This is a genomic window from Paenibacillus sp. D51F (genome assembly GCF_053345695.1).
In genome coordinates this window covers 521,028-538,829 of the sequence record NZ_JBKFAO010000001.1, presented here as the reverse complement: position 1 = coordinate 538,829, position 17,802 = coordinate 521,028, and the positions used below count along the sequence as shown (strand labels likewise).

Here is a 17,802-nt window from a genome sequence, read left to right as displayed (position 1 = left end):
ATCCGGACTCAGATCGTTCAGCTGGTTTTCGGAGTAAAACGGTCATCGAGCAGGGTCCTTTCTTGGTGGCGCCGCAACCACGGGAATGGCCTGCTTTTTTTCTTCTACTCATGGGACAGGCCGATTTTCGTTGCCCAGGAAGGGAATTGTTGCCCAGGAAGCGGAATGGGTTCGTCTCATGCGGAAAAAAACCAAGGCAAGCAAATAAGGGTGGATATAATAAGGCTGTATTCGAGCCTTATTTCAGAAAAAGTTGCCGATCGAAAGAAAATAAGGTTCATTGTGGAGCTTATTTCTAGAAATTCAATAAAATCAGGGCGGCAGAACGGAAATAAGGCTGCATTTGGACCTTGCGCTACCGCAGTACGGGCGGAAAAGACCAGATAAGGCTCGTTTTAGACCTTAGCCGATTCCTAGCCTTCATCTGCGGCCTCAAACCCTTCTCACCGGAAGAGGATGCCCAACGGGCTGCCCCGAGTCATGCCCACGGCTCATGAGCCTCCCTTTTTTGCGGAATGGAGCCGCTTTTACGATTGCGGCGTCGCGGCCAGCAACATTTCCCTCCCTTCCCTCCAGCTTCATATGGCAAGCTTCGCCTGAATGGCGTATACTATCGCTACCAAGGACGCAAGTCCGCGGCGTTGCAGCCCGACCACCCTTTTCCCAGAGCGTTTATGTGAGAGTGGGCGCTGATTAGGAACCGGGCTGCATCCATAACCTTTTGTTCCTCCTCGCACATAAGTGCAGGAGGACTTTTTTGTTTGCAGCTTCATTCCCTCTTGCCCGCCTGAATTCGGCGCTTAGCCGGACAAGTCATCGAAGTGTTATAAAAGGTCACTATTTTTGCCTATCCGGTAGAAATAGGAGTAGAGTGGGCGGCGGCGCGGGCGTATAATTGAAATCGCTTACTCCATTATCGCTGCAAGAGGGGTTCTTGCCATGACAGCCAACCGCAAACGACTGACGCTTGCGCTCGCCGCCGTACTCGCGCTGGCCGCGCTGACGTTCTATTCCCGTCCGTGGACGATATTTAAACCCGGCGACACCGCTCCGTCCGGAGTGGCATCGGCCGCCGCCCCCGACCGTCTGGTCATGATGTTCCCTGCGAGCGTCGTGCCGGATGATCTGCCGCAGGTTCAGAATGAGATCAATACATACCTGCAGCAAAAAATCAACGCCGCCGTCGAGATCCGGCCTGTCGACATGGGCAGCTGGTGGGACCGCACCGGCCTTGTGTACGCTTCGGGCAGCCAGGTCGATCTCATGTTCACGGCCGGGTGGATGAAGTTCGGCGACGAGGTGGCCAGAGGCCGCTTCTTGCCCCTGGACGACCTGCTGCGGCAATACGGCGGCGGAATCCGCGGGATCATCAATCCTGACATTCTCGATGCCAGCCGCATCGGGGGCAAGCTGTACGCCATTCCGACCAACAAGGAGTTCGCCGCGAGCAAAGGAATCGTCATGCGCCGGGATCTCACGGAAAAATACGGAATCAAGCTGGCGTCGATCTCCTCTCTGGCCGATCTCGGTCCCGTGCTGGAGACGATCAAGCGGCGCGAGCCTTCGGTGACGCCGCTGCAGGTGCGCTCCGACCGCAGTCCGTTCACGTTCCTCATGCAGTACGGCCTGTTCGACATGCTCGGGGACGGACCCGGCGCCCTTCAGCGCGAAGGGGGCGGGACGAAGGTCGTGAACATGGTGGCGACCGAAGCGTACCGGATCAACGCCAAGCTCATGCACCAATGGCATCTCGACGGGTACCTGAATGCCGATGCGGTGACGTCCAGGGACAGCGAATACGAAGCGGTCAAGGCGGGAGCCGCCTTCTCCTTCGCCGAGTCGATCAAGCCGGGCTTCGAGATCCAGGCGTCGCGCAACACCGGCATGCCGATGGCGGCCGTGGAACTGACCAAGCCGTACACGACGACGGCCGACGTGACGAGCGCGATGTTCGCCATTCCCCGGACTTCCCGTCATCCGGGCAAGGCGATGCAGCTGCTCGATCTGCTCTATACCGACCCTTATTTGCTGAATTTGCTCGATTGGGGCATCGAGGGCAAGCATTTCGTCGTCCGGGTGGACGGCCGGATCGGTTATCCGGAGGGGGTCGACTCCCGAACCGTCGGGTACAACCTGAACCTGCCGTGGATGTTCGGCAATCAGCTCCATTCCTATCTGTGGGACAACGAGGATCCGGAGCTCTGGACGAAATACAGGCAGTTCAACGAGGAAGCGGAGCCGTCCCGGGCGCTCGGTTTCGTCTTCAACCCGGACCGGGTGACGAGCGAGATCGCGGCTTGCAGCCGCGTCGACGAGGAGTTCGCTCCGGCCATCATCGCGGGAGAGCTGGATCCCGACCTGGTCATCCCGATGTATCTGGATAAGCTGAAGGCGGCGGGAGCGGACCGGGTCATCGCGGAGAAGCAGCGCCAGCTGGACGAGTGGCTCGCCTCGAAGCGGGCGGCGGGCAAGGAGGGAGGCCGATGAAGGGCTTCCGGCTTCCCCAGGCGACGCTGCGCACGCGCCTGATCATCGGGTTCGCGGTCGTCACGGCGCCGCTCGTCATCCTGCTGTTGTGGAACAATCTGTATTCGACCACAGTCGTGCGCTCCCAGGTGGCCCAGTCCAACCGGAGCCTGCTGACGATGTACATGAACGATATGGACAAGGTGCTGGAGGAAATCCAGAATTATCTGTTCAAAACCGCCGAGCAGAACCGCGATCTGCTGTCGCTGTCGCAGAACGATCGAGGAGGCTGGGATTACTACCGGGCCAAAACGCAGATGGCCGCCGACCTCGGGGTCAACTCGAACTATTACGAGGCGGCGGATGTGCTGTTCGCCTACAGCTCCAAGTACGACGATCTGTTCGTCTCCCAGCAGCAATCGGTCAGCTTCCAGCGGAAGCGGGAAATCCAGCGGCGGCTGCATGAAATTCTGAAGGCGGGAGCAGGGGCCGCCACTCCATTCAGCGGCTGGACGGTGACGGAGCTGAACGGCTCCTATGCCCTTGTGCGCATCGTGGACACGGGATACGGCTCCGCAGCGGGAGCGTGGGTCGATCTCGACCGGCTCATGAGGCCGCTCCATGCCCTCGGCGAGAGCGGCAAGGGAGAAGCCTTGCTGCTCGGCGGCCATTCCGGCAGCCTGCCGCTGACGACGCTCAAGGCCGGCCTTCGCGACGAGCTGCAGGCGACCGGAGCGGCCGCGGATACGGAAGCGGCCACCGGGGCGTACACGATCGCCAAGCTTCCGCAGCCTTATCTTCTCGTCGCCCAGCCTTCGCGGATGGCAGGCATGAGGCTGGTTCTGCTTGTGCCGGAGAAGTCGCTGCTCGAAGGGCTTCCGTATTTCCGCTATCTGACCTATACGGTTCCGGTGCTGGCCGCCATTCTGCTCGCCCTGTACCTATACTACCTTCAGCGGGCGGTCGTCGTGCCGATGCATCGGCTCATCAAGGGGATGCGCAAGATCCGCTCCGGCGATCTCAGCGCCCGTCTGCCGGACAGCAGGCTGCCGGAATTCGTCACGATCAACGAGACGTTCAACGGCATGGCCTCGCAGATCGAGCATCTGAAGATCGACATCTACGAGGAGCATATCCGTACCCAGAAGGCCGAGCTCAAGCATTTGCAGGCGCAGATCCAGCCTCATTTCTTCATGAACTCGCTCAATATCGTCTACCAGCTCGCCCAGATCCGCAGCTTCGACATCATCCAGAGCATCGCGCTCCACCTGGTCCGTTACTTCCGGTTCACGATCAATACGTCCGCCGCTTCCGTGACGATCCTTCAGGAGCTGGAGCATATCCGCGATTACCTGACGATCCAGAAGCATCGATTCCCGGAGACGCTGGAGTTCGACTTCAACGTGGAGGCTGGTCTGGACAATTATCTTCTGCCGCCGCTATCGATCCAGCCGATCGTCGAGAACGCGATGGTGCACGGCTTCTCCACCAGCGGCGGAGGTCCCTTCCGGATCTCGATCGCGGTGAGCCGGGACGGTACTGCGGGAGAGGGAGCGGCTGCCGGCGGGATCCGGATCGACGTGGCCGACAACGGCAAAGGGTTCGCTCCCGGAATGGCGGAGAGGCTCGCGGCTCGCGTGCAGGAGCAGGAGCCGGGAGAGCGCCATGTGGGATTATGGAATGTCGCGCGCCGCTGCCGGCTGTATTATGGAGATTCCGTCACGCTGAAGTTCGAGAACGGAGCGGGGCGGGGAGCGCTCGTCACCCTCGGCCTTCCGGGAGAGCAGGCCGCGGACAATCGCCAAGCAGGATGACGCAAGGAGGAGACGTTGCATGAAGGCGCTGATCGTGGACGATGAAATCTATGCCGTCAAAGGATTGATGGCCGGCGTATCCTGGCAGGAAGCCGGGATCGACGAGATCTATGAGGCTTACCATGCGGACATGGCCAAGGAATTGCTTCGGAAGCATGACATCGACATCATGATCTGCGATATCGAGATGCCGGAGCAGAGCGGGCTGGAGCTGATGGAGTGGGTCAAGGAAGAGGGAATGAAGCTGGAGACGGTCGTGCTCACCTGCCATTCCGAATTCCGCTATGCCCAGAAAGCCCTTCAGCTGGGAGGGAGCGATTATATCCTGAAGCCGGTCATATACCGGGAGCTGGAGCAGGTGCTGCAGGCGCTCGGCCGCAAAGTGGAGGAGCAGCGGCAGGCCGACCATGAAGGGGAGCGCTACCATCAGCTGGCGGAGCTGTGGCAGGGACAGAAGCCGCTGCTGGCCGAGCGGTACTGGAAGGATCTGCTCGACGGCCGGGAGCGTCCCGACGCCAGCTGGCTGGAGAGGGTCAGGCTCGCCGCGGATGTCGATGCGGAGATTATCGGCCGGGTCCGTCCGCTTCTGATCAGCGTGGAGAACTGGGAGAAGGAAATCGACGAGCGGGATGAGCGCGTCATGGAATTCGCCCTGCGCAAGGCGGCGGAGGAAATCTTGCTGGTATCGCTCCCGGGAGCCGTCGTCGAGGATTACCGGGGCAACAGCCTGATCCTTCTCTATGAGGGAGGCGCAGCGGCGCCGCAGCTGCAGGAGCTGTGCGACCGGTACCGGGAAGCCTGCAAAACCTATTTCTATTGCAAAATGTCCGTGTACATCGGAGACGCGGTGACGCTCAAGGAGCTCAGAGGGGAATATCTCGGCCTTCTGCATGAGGAATACCGCAATGTCAGCATTACCTGGAGCAGCATTCCCGCCGGCGCCGCCAGCCGCGGAGAACATCGCGCCCATCTCCTGCAGCCCGATTCCGCGGCTCTTCTGGAATGGGCGGATCTGCTGGAGCAAGGCGGAATCGAGTCGATGAGAGCAAGGCTCGAGGAGCTGCTCATGCCCGGCGCGGCCGTGACGGTCGAGACGCTGAGCGCGTATGCATACGCCTTGATGCAGGCCGCGTATCTGACGCTTCACCGCAAGGGCTTTCCCGCCTTCATGCTGCATCAGTACCGGGAAGACTTCGACGTCAGCGCTGCAACCCGCTCCGTGCAGCGGTTCCGGGCATGGTCGGAGGGCATTCTCGACCAGATCGGCGCCCTGCTTCAATCCCGCCGCTCGGAAAGTCCCGTCCTGAGGCAGATCAAGGCGTACATCGCCGGCCATATGGACCGCGACGTGACCCGGGAAGAGCTGGCCGAGCATGTGTTCCTCAATCCGGCCTATCTGTCGCGCTTGTTCCGCAAGGAGACGGGCAAGGTGCTGACCGACTATATCCTGCAGGAAAAAATGCGCGCCGCCGCGCAGAGGCTGACGGGGACGGACGAGAGCGTAAGCGCGATCGCCGCCGGGCTCGGCTACGGCAACTTCTCGTACTTCGCGCGGCTGTTCCGCAAGGTGTACGGCAAGAATCCGCATGAGTTCCGCAAAATCGGAACCGACAGCAGCACGACTTCCGGCGCTTGAAGTGGCTTCGCTTTCCGCTGGCCGGACATCGGCAGGAATTGCTCGAGCATGCCTTTATTGATAAGCTGGATTTAAGCATCCAGATCGAAAAGCTTGATTGGGATCTTCCGATCGAACCAGCTCGATTGGAACCTCCCGATCGAACCAGCATGGATTCCGCTGCATCAGCGGAATCCATGCTTTTTTGTAGGTCCAAAGACCTGGATTCGAACAGTCATTCAAGGAGAATTCATGCTTACCTCACTTTATATGTCATAACAAATATGAGGAAAATAAAGGGAATCAGAATGAACGGCTCTATAAAACGCTTTCATAGGACTAATTCATCATATACATATATCAAATATTCCGATAACATTTTATTTGTCATAACAAGTTATGGAAAAGGAGATGGATGCCCGCATGGAAATCCAGACGGCGCGAAAGCCCTCGGCCGAAGGTTTTTCCCGCCGGCTCGCGGAGATCGGAAAACAGCTGAAGCGCAATATCGGATTGTACCTGATCATCGCACCGGCCTTTTTTTATTTCGTCATCTGGCATTTCTGGCCGCTGTACGGAATCCAGATCGCATTCAAGGACTACATGCCCGCTCTTGGAATTACGGGAAGCCCCTGGGTAGGGGTGGAGCATTTCACCCGTTTCTTCCGCACCTTCTTCTTCTGGGACATACTCCGGAACACGCTCGGCATCAGCGTTTACGGGCTGATCGTAGGCATACCGGCTCCCATCATCCTCGCTCTCATGTTCAACGAGATCAGGCGCAAGCGGCTGCGCAGCGTCGTGCAGACGATCTCCTACGCGCCGCATTTCATCTCCGTCGTCGTGGCGGTCGGCATCCTGTTCTTCTTCATCTCCCCGACAACGGGCGTCATCAACGGAATCATCACCCGCTTCGGCGGCTCTCCGATCGATTTCATGGCGAATCCGTCCCATTTCTGGCATCTGTTCGTCTGGTCCGGCCTGTGGCAGTCCATCGGCTGGTCGTCCCTCATCTATACGGCCGCGATGGCGGGCATTCCGCCGGATCAATATGAAGCCGCATACATAGACGGAGCAAGCCGCTTCAGGCGCATCTGGCATGTGACTCTTCCCGGCATCATGCCGACGATCATGATCCTGTCCATCATGAGCATCGGAGGGGTGATGAACGTCGGCTTCGAGAAGGTGCTGCTCATGCAGACCGACATGAACCTCGCCAAATCCGAGGTCATCTCCACGTACATGTACAAGAGCGGCATCGTCGAGGCCCAGTACAGCTTTTCCGCGGCCGTAGGCCTGTTCAACAACGTCGTCAATTTCATCCTGCTGATCCTGTTCAACGCCATCGCCAAGCGGGCCGGACAGACCAGCCTCTGGTAAGGAGGAGCTGACATGGATACCATCAAGCAGACGCCTGGAGAAAAAGTCTTCGAGGCCGTCAATCTGACGCTCGTGCTGCTCATTACGATCGTGCTCTTGTATCCGCTGCTGTTCGTCATTCTCGCCTCCGTCTCGGATCCGCGAAAGATCTACGATACGTTCCTGCTGGTCTGGCCGCAGGGCTTCAACCTGGAAAGCTACAAGGCGATCTTCGAGAACGGCGACATCTGGATCGGCTACCGCAATACGATCCTCTATACGACGGTCGGCACGGCGATCAATGTGTTCATGACGATCCTGGGCGCATATCCGCTGTCGCGCCGCCGGTTCTACGGCAAGAACGTCTTCACGTTCCTGTTCACGTTCACGATGTTTTTCAGCGGCGGCCTCATCCCGACCTACCTCGTCAACCAGTCGCTCGGCATTCTGAACAGCATCTGGGTGCTCGTCCTGCCGGGAGCGATCAGCGTGTTCAATCTCATCATCATGAGGACCTACTTCCAGACCCAGATTCCGGTCGAGCTGGAGGAGTGCGCGTTCGTTGACGGCTGCAGCGACTGGCGGCTGCTGTTCAAAATCGTGCTTCCGCTGTCCATGCCGATCATCGCCGTGATGATCCTGTTCTACGGAGTCGGGCATTGGAACTCCTACTTCGATTCTCTGATCTACATGACGGACAGGGACAAATTCCCGCTGCAGCTGTTCCTGAGGGAGATCCTGATCAAAAACAGCATGCAGGACATGCTCGGGGTCGCGGTGGACGAGCAGTACAGCCAGCGGATGATGGCGCGCGAGGGAATCAAGTACTCTATCGTCGTCGCGTCCTCGCTGCCTCTGCTGATCCTTTATCCGTTATTGTCGAAATTTTTTGAAAAAGGCATTCTCGTCGGCGCGATCAAAGGCTAGACGGCAGACATGCAAGTCTGCCCTACAATGCGACAGGGGGAGTAAACCATGAATAACGCCAGGTTGAAACAAGGTTTGATCGGGGGGCTTGCCGTGCTGATGCTGGCCGGCTGCCAGTCGGGCGGCGGCTCGGCAGGGAGCGGGGAATCCGGCAGCGGGGGCAAGGACGGCAAAATCACGCTCAAGATGGCGCGGGACAGCTTCACGGACGTCCATCCGGCTTCGAAGGACCTGTGGATGTGGAAGAAGTACGAGGAGAAGACCGGCATCCATATCGAGTGGGAGGAGATACCGGGCGAGAGCTCGGCGGAGCGCAAAAACGTCATGCTCGCCTCCGGCAAGCTTCCGGACGCGTTCTACCAGACCGGCTTCAGCAGCTCCGAGCTCGTCAAGTACGGGGAACAAGGCTTGTTCCTTCCGCTGGAGGACCTCATCGAACAGCATGCTCCGAATCTGAAGCAATGGTTCGAGAAAAATCCGGAGGTCAAGAAGGCGATCACGATGCCGGACGGCCATATTTATTCCTTGCCGTATATCGATACGGCCCTTCCGTACCGCTCCATCCGGCTCTATATCAACAAGACCTGGCTGGACAACCTCGGCATGCAGGTGCCCAAGACGACGGACGAGCTGCAGGCGGCTCTAAAGGCGTTCAAGGAGAAGGACGCCAACGGCAACGGCGATCCGAACGACGAGATGGGCTGGGTCATGCCGACGGGCTTCGTCAACGGCATGTTCGAGCGGCAGCTGTACGGCAGCTTCGGCATGGGGAACGGGGGCTACAAGGGGGCGGCAAGCTGGATCTACAAGGATTCGGACGGCGCGGTCAAGCTCATCTTCAACGATCCGAAGTACAAGGAAGTGCTGCAGTACCTGAACGGACTGTTCAAGGACGGCACGCTGCCGCAGCTCAACTATTCCGGCTATGAATATGCCCAGTGGGCGGCTGACGGCTCGGCCGGCAAGGTCGGGGCCTTCTCGTGGGGAGATCCGCATTATATCGGAACGATCGGGGCCAAGGACTATGTCGGCATCAACGTGCTGGCCGGTCCGCACGGGGACAAGGTCGTGAACTGGATGGATCCGATGACGAGGCAGACGTCCTCGTTCACGATCACCAAGTCCAACAAGCATCCGGAGGAAACGATGAGGTGGGTCGATTATTTCTATGGCGAGGAAGGAAGCAACTTCGGCTACTTCGGCATCGAGGGCGAAACGTACAGCATGGTGGACGGCAAGCCGCAATACAGCGACGAGATCCGCAACTACAAGGGCGGCATCCAGCTCGGAGCGTTCCAGTACGTAGACAACGTGTATGGAGGCGGCTACCCGTATGCGGAACCAGATATGGAGCTTCGTTCCGCCGTGAAGGGCAAGACGGTGGACGAGGACTTCAAGACGAATGCGGCGGAGCTCGAGCAGTTCCTGCCAGAGGAAGTGTGGCCTGAATTTTCCCCTACTGCGGAGGAAGCCAAAAAGCAGACGGCGATCTTGACGGACATCAACAAGTACATCCAGCAGATGAGGGTGAAATTCGTCACGGGGCAGGCCGACTTCGACAGCGGCTGGGACCAGTATGTCGCCACCTTGGACAAAATGGGCGCGCAGGATTATCTGGCGATCAAGAAGGGCCAGTATGAACGCTATCAAAGCGTGAAGTAGATCAGGCAGACAAGCAGCAGAGCCGGGTCCGGACGCCGCCTCCTTCGGGGGGCGGGGCGGCGCCGGCTCGTAGCCGGTCAAGCTATTTTCATGTACAATGAAATCACGACAACGGGCTTCGCCGGCAGCGGCAAAACCCGGTGCTTTAAGGCAGGATGTGAATAATCGCAGTGAGCAAATCCCAGAAACCGCTCTATTCCGTCATCAAGGATGAGCTGCAGTCCAAAATCGATCAGGGAGACTATCAGCCGGATCAGCAGCTGCCTACCGAGAACGAGCTTTCATCCCTCTACAGCGTCAGCCGGATCACGACCCGCAGAGCCCTCGAGGAGCTCGAAAGGGAAGGCTACATCTACCGGATCCAAGGCAGCGGAAGCTTCGTGAAGAGGGCTGATGCGGCTCCGGAACGCCAGGCGCCGCATCCCCCTTCTTTTGCGGAGGTAGAACCGGGTCCGATCATTTCCATGATCCTGCCTCATCTCGATGAAGGGGCCATGGTCGGTTATATCCGCGGAGCCTCCAATTACCTCAACCGGCTCGGCTACCATCTCAGCCTGCATACGAGCAACAGCGATCCGGCGCTGGAGGAAGAGCTGCTGGAATCGATGCCGGGCCGGGGAAGCTCGGCCGTCATCCTGTATCCGCTCAACGACTCCTGCAGCTTCGAGCGGCTCAACCGGCTGTACCTGATGGATTTTCCGATCGTCACCATCGACAAGGAGATGCCCGGCATGCCGATTCCCTCCGTCGTCTCCGACAATTTCGGCGGCGTGTACGAGGCGGTATCCCGGCTGATCGATCTGGGCCATCGGCGGATCGCCTTCTTCAGCAACGCGGGAATCGAGTCGGTCTCCTCGGTGCGCAGCCGTTACTTCGGCTACTGCAAGGCTATGAAGGACCGCGGAGTTCCCATCCTTCCCGAGCTGGTCCGGCTCGGCGCGAGCAAGGAGCTGAAGGCAGCCGGAAAAACCGCTTTTTTCAGCGGGCTGCTGAACGGCTACCGGGAAAACGGCATTACGGCCGTCCAGGTGGAGAACGACCTCATCGCGGTCCAGCTTCTGCTCTATGCCCAGCAGATGGACATGCGGGTTCCCGACGATCTGTCCATCTTCGGCTTCGACAACAATCCGATCTGCGAGATGCTGCATATTCCGGTGGCGACGGTAGGACAGAATTACGACGAGATCGGCCGCATGGCTGCGGAGCTGCTCGTCCAAAGGCTGCAGCAGGGCCAGGCCGATACCGGGCAGCATGTCGTTCCCGTCAGCCTGATCGAAAGGAAATCGGTCCATCGGCTTGCATGAAAGCGGCTGCAATTCCGCTGTTCCGGCGGTTGCCAATGACTCCCGCTCCCGGCGTCTATACGCCGGGAGTTTTTTTTGCTATTGTTGGGTGGTAAATGCCTGCTTCATTATCATTCGCGGTAATTTTTACCATAACTAACTTTTTTATATTACATATGCTTGCCCTGCAACCTTTCGCGCCAGGCGCGCGTCAGTACGGGTGCAAGAGAGGGGGAACCTTCGTGGTAGAGCCTGGTCTCATACGAGCCGCTCAACAGGGCGATCGCGACGCTCTCGTGTCCCTATTGCGCGAAATAGAAAATCACGTATATCGGACGGCCTATTATATTCTGGGCAACGAGCAGGACGCGCTGGACGCTTCCCAGGAAGCGCTCATTCGCATTTATACCAAAATTACTTCCTACGAGGAAAAAGCGCAGTTCAAGACATGGGTGCAGAGAATCGTCACGAACATCTGCATCGACAAGTTCCGGCGCACCAAGCCCGTCGTGTCCATCGAAGAGCATGATATGGTCTTCCGGGAGAAGCAGGATGTTGAAGAGGAAGTATTGTCCGCCTATGCGGCCAAAGATATTCGAGAAGCAATCGACAAGCTTCCGGATCACCACAGAGCCGTTGTCGTGCTCCGTTATTTGCAGGACTTCTCGTACAACGAAATCGCGGATTCCCTCGATCTTCCGCTGAATACGGTGAAATCCTATTTATACCGGGCCAGGCAACAGCTTCAGACGCTGCTGCATGACTATCAGAAAGGTGGTGTCCGAGGATGACTTGTCAAGAGGTGGTAGAGGTTATGAATCGATATTTGGACGGCGATCTTGACGAGCATGAACGCGTGCTCTTGATGGAGCATCTCAACAACTGCCCGGACGACCAGGAGCTGTTCGATCGCCTTCAAAGGCTCTCCGAAGAGCTCGAGGAACTGCCCAAGGTCACGCCGCCCTTCAGCCTGGTGGATTCCATCCTGCCGCAGCTGGCCGAGATCGACGCGCTGCGGGATGCCAAAGCCGCCCAGGCGGCGGTCATGGACGAAGAGTGGACTCAGGCGGAGGAAGCCGCTGCCGCAGAAGGCGGCTCGCTGGGGTCGCGCCGGGCTTCGCGGAAGCGGACGGGCTGGCTTGGCCGCAGAACGGCGGCATGGGGAGGGGCGGCCGCGGTTGCGGCGGCGGCCATCATTCTCGCCGTCAGCCTGAACGGTCCTCAGCCGAACAGGCAGACGGCCATGCTGGAATCCAAGGCGCCTGCAGCTGCGGGCAACGCCTCGCAGTATTCGCCTGCAGCTGATTCGGAAGCTGCGGATACGGGGGGAGCGGCCTTGAAGTCCATGGAAGAGGGGAGCGGTTCAAGCGAGCCCGCCGCATCTCCGACGGCGGTCTCCGACGGCAGCCGCGGGACGGGAGACAGCTCGGGCGCGAAGTCGTCGACTCCTCCATCCCCGTCGGCCAAGGTCGGAGGCATCGGGGGAGCGAGCCGGTTCGACAAGGCGGCTCCGAACAATTCCGGCTCCGCGAACATGGGAGAACCATCCATGGGAATCGCCCAATTCCCGAGCCCTCCGGCATCTCCATCGCCGGGAATGGAGCAAGGAATCGCCGACCAAGGGATTGCAGCCGCTGCGGATGCTGCATCTCCGGACGGCAAGTACAGCTACGCGGTCACCGGCGAACTGCTGGAAGTATTCGAGAGCGGGGACAAGAAGCTGGCGGAGCTCAAAATAGACGGCGAGCTTCATGGCTCTCCTTCCTGGAGCTCCGACAGCACGACCCTTACGGTCGAGTTCAAAGACGGCACCGGAGCCGTCAAGAAATTCAAGATCGTAGCTGCCGAGGGCACCGTGGAGGAGCAAAAATCCTGATCGGCGTACAAGCACGAATCGCGGGGTATGCGCGTATGGTATAGCAGGGGGATGGAATGCTCGTTCCCTGGCATCGTATGACCATCCCGTAGAGGCACCATGGGCTTCTGGCGGCGATGTTTATATAGATGTACGGCAAACAGAGACAGGCAGAGGAAGGCTTCGTCGGAGACGGCGAAGCCTTCCTCTGTTTTATTGCGGAAGCAGGAGGAGGTTATTCCATTCCACCGGCGGAAATAGTGGTTGTTTGTCTGCATTGCCTTTGCTCAAGCAGGAGGTTCGGCCCTGAAATGCCGGGCGCCGCCCTTGCCTAAGCAGGAGGTTCTGTCCTATGATGGGACGACATGAGCATGGAGGAGGGACTGGCATGGAAGCCAAAGACGCTGCGAAGGATATTCGGGCCGGCAGGATTGCTCCCGTATATGCCGTCTTCGGGAAAGACCGCTACCGGATGAGCCAATTCGCGACGATGCTGACGGAGAAGCTGCTGGCGCCGGACGAGAGGGAGCTTGGCATCGTCCGGTACGACATGTCCGAGACCTCGCTGGAGGAAATCATCGGCGAAGCCGAGACGCTGCCTTTTTTTGTGCCGAAGAAGATCATTCTGGCAAGGGATTCGAGCTTTCTGTGCGCGGCGGCGAAGGAAGGGAAGGTCGAGCATAAGGCCGAGCGCTTTCTCTCGTACATGGAGCATCCGAGCGAGACGAGCATCATCGTCTTTCTGGTCCAGGCAGACAAGCTCGATGAGCGCCGCAAGGCCGTCAAGCTGCTCAAGGAGCGCAACCTGCTCGTCGCCTTCCCGGAGCTTACCGAGGGCGAGCTGGCAAGCTGGATCATCCGCAGGGCGAAGGATCAGAGCCGCAGCATAGGCGAGGAGGCGGCATCTCTGCTCGTCTCGAGAGTCGGCACCGGCATGCAGGCGCTGTCGCAGGAGGTGGACAAGCTCTGTCTGTTCGCGGGGGAGGAGGGAAGCATCTCCGTCGAAGACGTGGCCCGATTGACGGCCTCGACGGTCGAGGAGGATGTGTTCGCCTTGATCGATGCGATGGCGGAGCTGAACATGGACCGGACGCTGACGATCTATCGGGAGCTGCTGCTGCGGCGGGAGGAGCCGATCCGCATCGCCGCTCTCGTCGCCAGACAGCTGCGCATCATGCTGCAGATCAAGGAGCTGGAGCGGCATCGCTATTCGCCGCAGCAGATGGCCGGCCAGCTGGGCCTTCATCCCTACGCGGTCAAGCTGGCCGCGGAGAAGGCGCGCAAGTTCGAGACGGCCGCGCTCGGCGAGCATCTATCGGCGCTCGCCGAGCTTGATTACGCGATGAAGACAGGCCGCATCAACAAAGAGCTGGGATTGCAGCTGTTCTTTCTCTCCATGGGAGCCGGCGCGAAAAGCGGGCGGGCATGAGGAGCCATGTCGAAAGGGAAGCGATAAAGAATTGCTGCGCTCAGCAATTCTTTTTTCATTTTGCGGGTATCCTGTGGGTGTATAGATGAAGACCGTCCGGGCAAACGAAAAACAGCCCTTCTCCAGGAGGAGAGGGGCTGTCAGCTTGTCCTTAAGCTTGCGCCGAAATGGCGTTGAGCTTTTTGGCCAGGCGGGATTTTTTACGGGCAGCAGCGTTTTTATGGATCAGGCCTTTAGTAACGGCTTTGTCCAGCTTTTTCGTTGCGACGATCAGAGCAGCCTTGGCTGCTTCCGCATCGGTACCGGTAGTCGCTACGTCAGCTGCTTTGACAGCCGTGCGGAGCGCGGATTTTTGGGAAGCGTTCAGAGCGCGGCGTTTCTCGCTCGTTTTCACGCGTTTGATGGCGGATTTGATGTTTGGCACTTGTGGTTCACCTCCTACAAAAGGGGATAAGACCCCATACTGCAACACAACTTAAAATATCTTATCATGCACATTGCCAAATTGCAATACGAACGATTGGATAAAACATGCCGGCCGCATAAAACGAATCCGGGATCAGCAAGCTAATGGCAAATCGTGCAGAGGAGCGTTGGCGCATGAATCATGATTTGGATTTGGGACGTTATGCGGTTCACACCGACCTGGCGCTGGAAGCGAAGCAAATGGCCGAGGAGTCTAGCGGAGGGCCGATTCCCGGCGTCCACTCCGAGACGACGGAAGACGAGGGCATCACGATCACAAGGCTGACGGTCGAGAACGAAGCAGGCTCGCGGGCCATCGGCAAAGTCATGGGCAAATATGTCACCTTCGAAGTGCCCGAGCTGCGGACGCATGATTCGGAGCTTGGAGACCGTGTCGCGACCTCGTTCGCCCAGGAGTTCGAGCGCTTCCTGCAGGAGCTCGGCGTCGCCAAGGACGCGAACGTGCTTATCGTCGGGCTCGGCAACTGGAACGTCACTCCCGACGCTCTCGGCCCGCTCGTCGTGGAGAATACGATGGTGACGCGGCAATTTTTCGAGCTGATGCCGGATCAGGTCGCTCCGGGCTACCGCTGCGTCAGCGCTGTCGCCCCCGGCGTGCTCGGCATTACCGGCATCGAATCCAGCGAGATCATCCAGAGCATCGCGGAAAAAACGAAGCCGGGCCTCATCATCGCCATCGACGCGCTCGCCTCCCGGTCGCTCGACCGTGTGAATACGACGATCCAGATTGCAGATACGGGCATCCATCCCGGATCGGGCATCGGCAACAAGCGCAAGGGGCTCACGAAAGAAATACTCGGTGTGCCCGTCATTGCCATCGGAGTTCCGACTGTCGTTTACGCCTCGACGGTCGTGAGCAGCGCGTTCGACATGATGAAGGAGCATTTCAAGCAGCAGGCAGGCGATACCGGGCAGCTGATGGGCATGCTGGATCAGCTCGGGGAGACTGAGCGGCTCATGCTCGTCAAGGAAGTGCTCTCGCCGCTCAAGCATGACCTGCTCGTGACGCCGAAGGAAATCGACCAGTTCATCGAGGATATCGCCAATGTCATCGCCAGCGGACTCAATGCGGCGCTGCATGACGCGGTGGACAGCTCGAACGTAGCCGCTTATACGCATTGATCGATTCGCGGAATCCGCACCGGGACGCTTTCTTATGGAAGCTATCCCGGTTTTTTCATTGTTTCCGCTTGAATTCGATGTAGTCGAGGCGATTGTTGATCTGCAGCAGCAGCTGCCTGGCCATATAGTCGGAGGAGAACTTGAAGCCGGTCCCGGCCCAATACATGACGACGCCGATCGTCGCGGAGGCGAGATAGCTGTACATGAATTCCCGATCCACCTCGGGATCCTGCTCCTCCACGCTCAGCTGCAGGTCCCGCTTCATGGCGTCCTTCAGGACGCGGTTCATGTCTTCCCCCAGCCCTCTGTCGACCGCCAGCAGCGCCAGGAAGGTCTCCTTGTTCTGCTCGACATGCTGGAATAGAAGCAGGCTGGAAGGATAGATGTCTGCGGCGCCGACTCCGCTCATCCCCGGATAGGGCCCGAGAATGAGGTCGGCGAACTGCTGGAGGAAGCCCCAGCCGGATTTCCTCCAGCAGCTCTTCCTTGCCGGCGTAATGGTTGTAGAAGGTGCCGCGGTTGTAATCGGCCTCCTCGGCGATCTCGAGAATGGTCGCCGCCTCGTAGCCTTTTCTCCGGATGATCCGGATCAGGGCGGACTGAAGGGCTTCGCGGGTTCGTTTGGCTCTGCGGTCTAGCTGTTTGTCCATGCGCGGCGAGACTCCTCTCGATGGAATGTCCTTTATCCAGTATAGATAAGCGGGGACGCTCAAGGGAAATGCCGATCGGAAAGGCGACATTCCCGAGCCGGATGTGCAAGATGACGGCGTTGAACGACAGCCGGATTCCGGCTGTCCAATAGGCGACAAAGCAGGCGGCGCCTGCTTATTGCGGCATTTTCCGGCCAGGCGTATGCTTGGTCTGTAAGCGGTTAACCGATAAAAGTTCAAGCGGGTCCGCCCAGCCGGGCCTTCCCCAAAAATCTAATGGATAAGGAAGCGATCCTATATGTCCGAACAAACAAAAACAGCCGTCATCACGGGAGCCGCAGGAGGAATCGGCAAGGAGCTGACGCGCCGTCTGGCCCAGCGGAACCTCAATCTTGTCCTCGTCGATCTGAAGGAGGAAGCCCTGCAGGCCGTCATCGCCGAGCTCGGCCTCGACAGCGCCAAGACGATTGCCGTCGCGGCGGATGTCTCGAAAGAGGAGGATGTCTGGAACTACGTCGAGCGGGCGGTGGAGAAGTTCGGCACGATCGATTATTTCGCCAACAACGCCGGCATTGAAGGAGCCGTGGGCAGCATCGAGGACCAGAGCGTCGCTACGCTCGATCTCGTCTACAACGTCAACGTGCGCGGAGTGTTCCTCGGCCTGCAGCATGTGCTTCCGGTCATGAAGAAGCAGAAGTCCGGCGCGGTGCTGAACACATCCTCGCTGGCAGGCCTCATGGGCGCTCCGGGCATGTCTCCCTATATCATGTCCAAACACGCCGTCATCGGACTCACCCGCGTCGCGGCGAACGAAGCGGCCGGCTACGGCGTCCGCGTCAATGCGGTGCTGCCGGGCACGATCAATACGAACATGATGCGCCAGATCGAGACCAAATCGGGAGCTCCCGAAGGGTTCAAGAAGGCCAACGAGGACAGCACGCCGCTGGGCCGCTACGGCGAAACGCAAGAGGTAGCGGCCGTGATGAACTTCCTCTTGTCTGATGAAGCGTCGTTCGTTACCGCTTCCCTGTACACGGTCGACGGAGGCATGATGGGCCAATAACGACCCGGATAGAGGTTTCCGGTTAAAAAGCAACAGCCTGCTCCTGCCAAGGAGCGGGCTGTTTTTTTGCG

Annotated in this window: 14 protein-coding genes and 1 pseudogene; 12 read left to right on the top strand and 3 right to left on the bottom strand. The window is 58.9% G+C overall.

All coding sequences use genetic code 11. The annotated features are described in order from the left end of the window. The first annotated feature begins 939 nt into the window (after positions 1 to 939). The 10 genes from ACLBWT_RS02580 (at position 940) to holA (ending at position 14,410) form a co-directional block, all read left to right on the top strand. Entirely contained in the window at positions 940 to 2,487 is a 1,548-nt protein-coding gene (locus ACLBWT_RS02580) for an ABC transporter substrate-binding protein (RefSeq protein ID WP_447661506.1), read from the top strand. Then, positions 2,484 to 4,280, top strand: coding sequence for a sensor histidine kinase (locus ACLBWT_RS02575; RefSeq protein ID WP_447661505.1), 1,797 nt, complete (start codon positions 2,484 to 2,486; stop codon positions 4,278 to 4,280). Before ACLBWT_RS02580 ends, ACLBWT_RS02575 begins: the two co-directional genes overlap by 4 nt. A 19-nt stretch (positions 4,281 to 4,299) precedes the next feature. Then, on the top strand, positions 4,300 to 5,916 hold the full coding sequence (locus ACLBWT_RS02570) for a response regulator transcription factor (protein ID WP_447661504.1): 1,617 nt from the start codon (positions 4,300 to 4,302) through the stop codon (positions 5,914 to 5,916). Between the two features lie 390 nt (positions 5,917 to 6,306). Continuing rightward, entirely contained in the window at positions 6,307 to 7,275 is a 969-nt protein-coding gene (locus ACLBWT_RS02565) for an ABC transporter permease (protein ID WP_447661503.1), read from the top strand. A gap of 12 nt (positions 7,276 to 7,287) precedes the next feature. Next, positions 7,288 to 8,181, top strand: a complete 894-nt coding sequence (locus ACLBWT_RS02560) for a carbohydrate ABC transporter permease (RefSeq protein WP_447661502.1) — start codon at positions 7,288 to 7,290, stop codon at positions 8,179 to 8,181. 48 nt (positions 8,182 to 8,229) lie between these two features. Continuing rightward, a complete protein-coding gene (locus ACLBWT_RS02555) occupies positions 8,230 to 9,843 on the top strand; it encodes an extracellular solute-binding protein (RefSeq protein ID WP_447661501.1) in 1,614 nt (537 codons plus the stop codon). A gap of 170 nt (positions 9,844 to 10,013) precedes the next feature. Next, complete coding sequence (locus ACLBWT_RS02550) at positions 10,014 to 11,147, top strand: GntR family transcriptional regulator (protein ID WP_447661500.1); 1,134 nt, start codon at positions 10,014 to 10,016, stop codon at positions 11,145 to 11,147. A gap of 221 nt (positions 11,148 to 11,368) precedes the next feature. Then, positions 11,369 to 11,917 carry an RNA polymerase sigma factor gene (locus ACLBWT_RS02545; RefSeq protein WP_447661499.1) on the top strand — a complete coding sequence of 183 codons (549 nt, stop codon included), beginning with the start codon at positions 11,369 to 11,371 and terminating at the stop codon, positions 11,915 to 11,917. After that, positions 11,914 to 13,002 (top strand): zf-HC2 domain-containing protein, encoded by a 1,089-nt coding sequence (locus ACLBWT_RS02540; protein ID WP_447661498.1) that lies wholly within the window; start codon positions 11,914 to 11,916, stop codon positions 13,000 to 13,002. The genes ACLBWT_RS02545 and ACLBWT_RS02540 overlap by 4 nt, the downstream gene beginning before the upstream one ends. 367 nt (positions 13,003 to 13,369) lie before the next feature. Continuing rightward, positions 13,370 to 14,410 (top strand): DNA polymerase III subunit delta, encoded by a 1,041-nt coding sequence (gene holA, locus ACLBWT_RS02535; RefSeq protein ID WP_447661496.1) that lies wholly within the window; start codon positions 13,370 to 13,372, stop codon positions 14,408 to 14,410. 151 nt (positions 14,411 to 14,561) lie between these two features. Here holA and rpsT read toward each other — a convergent pair whose 3' ends face one another. Beyond that, positions 14,562 to 14,834 (bottom strand): 30S ribosomal protein S20, encoded by a 273-nt coding sequence (gene rpsT / locus ACLBWT_RS02530; RefSeq protein WP_447661495.1) that lies wholly within the window; start codon positions 14,832 to 14,834, stop codon positions 14,562 to 14,564. Between the two features lie 176 nt (positions 14,835 to 15,010). Between rpsT and gpr the strand changes: the two genes are divergently transcribed. Then, positions 15,011 to 16,018, top strand: a complete 1,008-nt coding sequence (gene gpr / locus ACLBWT_RS02525; RefSeq protein ID WP_076354704.1) for a GPR endopeptidase — start codon at positions 15,011 to 15,013, stop codon at positions 16,016 to 16,018. Between the two features lie 55 nt (positions 16,019 to 16,073). On the opposite strand, the gene ACLBWT_RS02520 is transcribed toward gpr, so the two are convergent. Together ACLBWT_RS02520 and ACLBWT_RS02515 are read right to left on the bottom strand one after the other, a co-directional pair. Then, positions 16,074 to 16,427: a TetR-like C-terminal domain-containing protein gene (locus ACLBWT_RS02520; RefSeq protein ID WP_447661494.1), complete on the bottom strand. Its 354-nt coding sequence runs from the start codon at positions 16,425 to 16,427 to the stop codon at positions 16,074 to 16,076. A gap of 67 nt (positions 16,428 to 16,494) precedes the next feature. Beyond that, a pseudogene (locus tag ACLBWT_RS02515) lies at positions 16,495 to 16,668 on the bottom strand (TetR/AcrR family transcriptional regulator); the annotation flags it as partial. A gap of 298 nt (positions 16,669 to 16,966) precedes the next feature. Here ACLBWT_RS02515 and ACLBWT_RS02510 point away from each other — a divergent pair. Continuing rightward, positions 16,967 to 17,731: an SDR family NAD(P)-dependent oxidoreductase gene (locus ACLBWT_RS02510; RefSeq protein ID WP_447661493.1), complete on the top strand. Its 765-nt coding sequence runs from the start codon at positions 16,967 to 16,969 to the stop codon at positions 17,729 to 17,731. Positions 17,732 to 17,802: the final 71 nt, after the last annotated feature.

Excerpts from the sequence above, each read along its gene's own strand:
- ACLBWT_RS02565 (WP_447661503.1), top strand. The coding sequence starts at position 6,307 with ATGGATGCCCGCATGGAAATCCAGACGGCGCGAAAGCCCTCGGCCGAA.
- ACLBWT_RS02570 (WP_447661504.1), top strand. The coding sequence starts at position 4,300 with ATGAAGGCGCTGATCGTGGACGATGAAATCTATGCCGTCAAAGGATTG.
- ACLBWT_RS02555 (WP_447661501.1), top strand. The coding sequence starts at position 8,230 with ATGAATAACGCCAGGTTGAAACAAGGTTTGATCGGGGGGCTTGCCGTG.
- ACLBWT_RS02510 (WP_447661493.1), top strand. The coding sequence starts at position 16,967 with ATGTCCGAACAAACAAAAACAGCCGTCATCACGGGAGCCGCAGGAGGA.
- ACLBWT_RS02575 (WP_447661505.1), top strand. The coding sequence starts at position 2,484 with ATGAAGGGCTTCCGGCTTCCCCAGGCGACGCTGCGCACGCGCCTGATC.
- ACLBWT_RS02560 (WP_447661502.1), top strand. The coding sequence starts at position 7,288 with ATGGATACCATCAAGCAGACGCCTGGAGAAAAAGTCTTCGAGGCCGTC.
- holA (WP_447661496.1), top strand. The coding sequence starts at position 13,370 with ATGGAAGCCAAAGACGCTGCGAAGGATATTCGGGCCGGCAGGATTGCT.
- ACLBWT_RS02540 (WP_447661498.1), top strand. The coding sequence starts at position 11,914 with ATGACTTGTCAAGAGGTGGTAGAGGTTATGAATCGATATTTGGACGGC.
- gpr (WP_076354704.1), top strand. The coding sequence starts at position 15,011 with ATGAATCATGATTTGGATTTGGGACGTTATGCGGTTCACACCGACCTG.
- ACLBWT_RS02580 (WP_447661506.1), top strand. The coding sequence starts at position 940 with ATGACAGCCAACCGCAAACGACTGACGCTTGCGCTCGCCGCCGTACTC.
- ACLBWT_RS02520 (WP_447661494.1), bottom strand. The coding sequence starts at position 16,427 with ATGAGCGGAGTCGGCGCCGCAGACATCTATCCTTCCAGCCTGCTTCTA.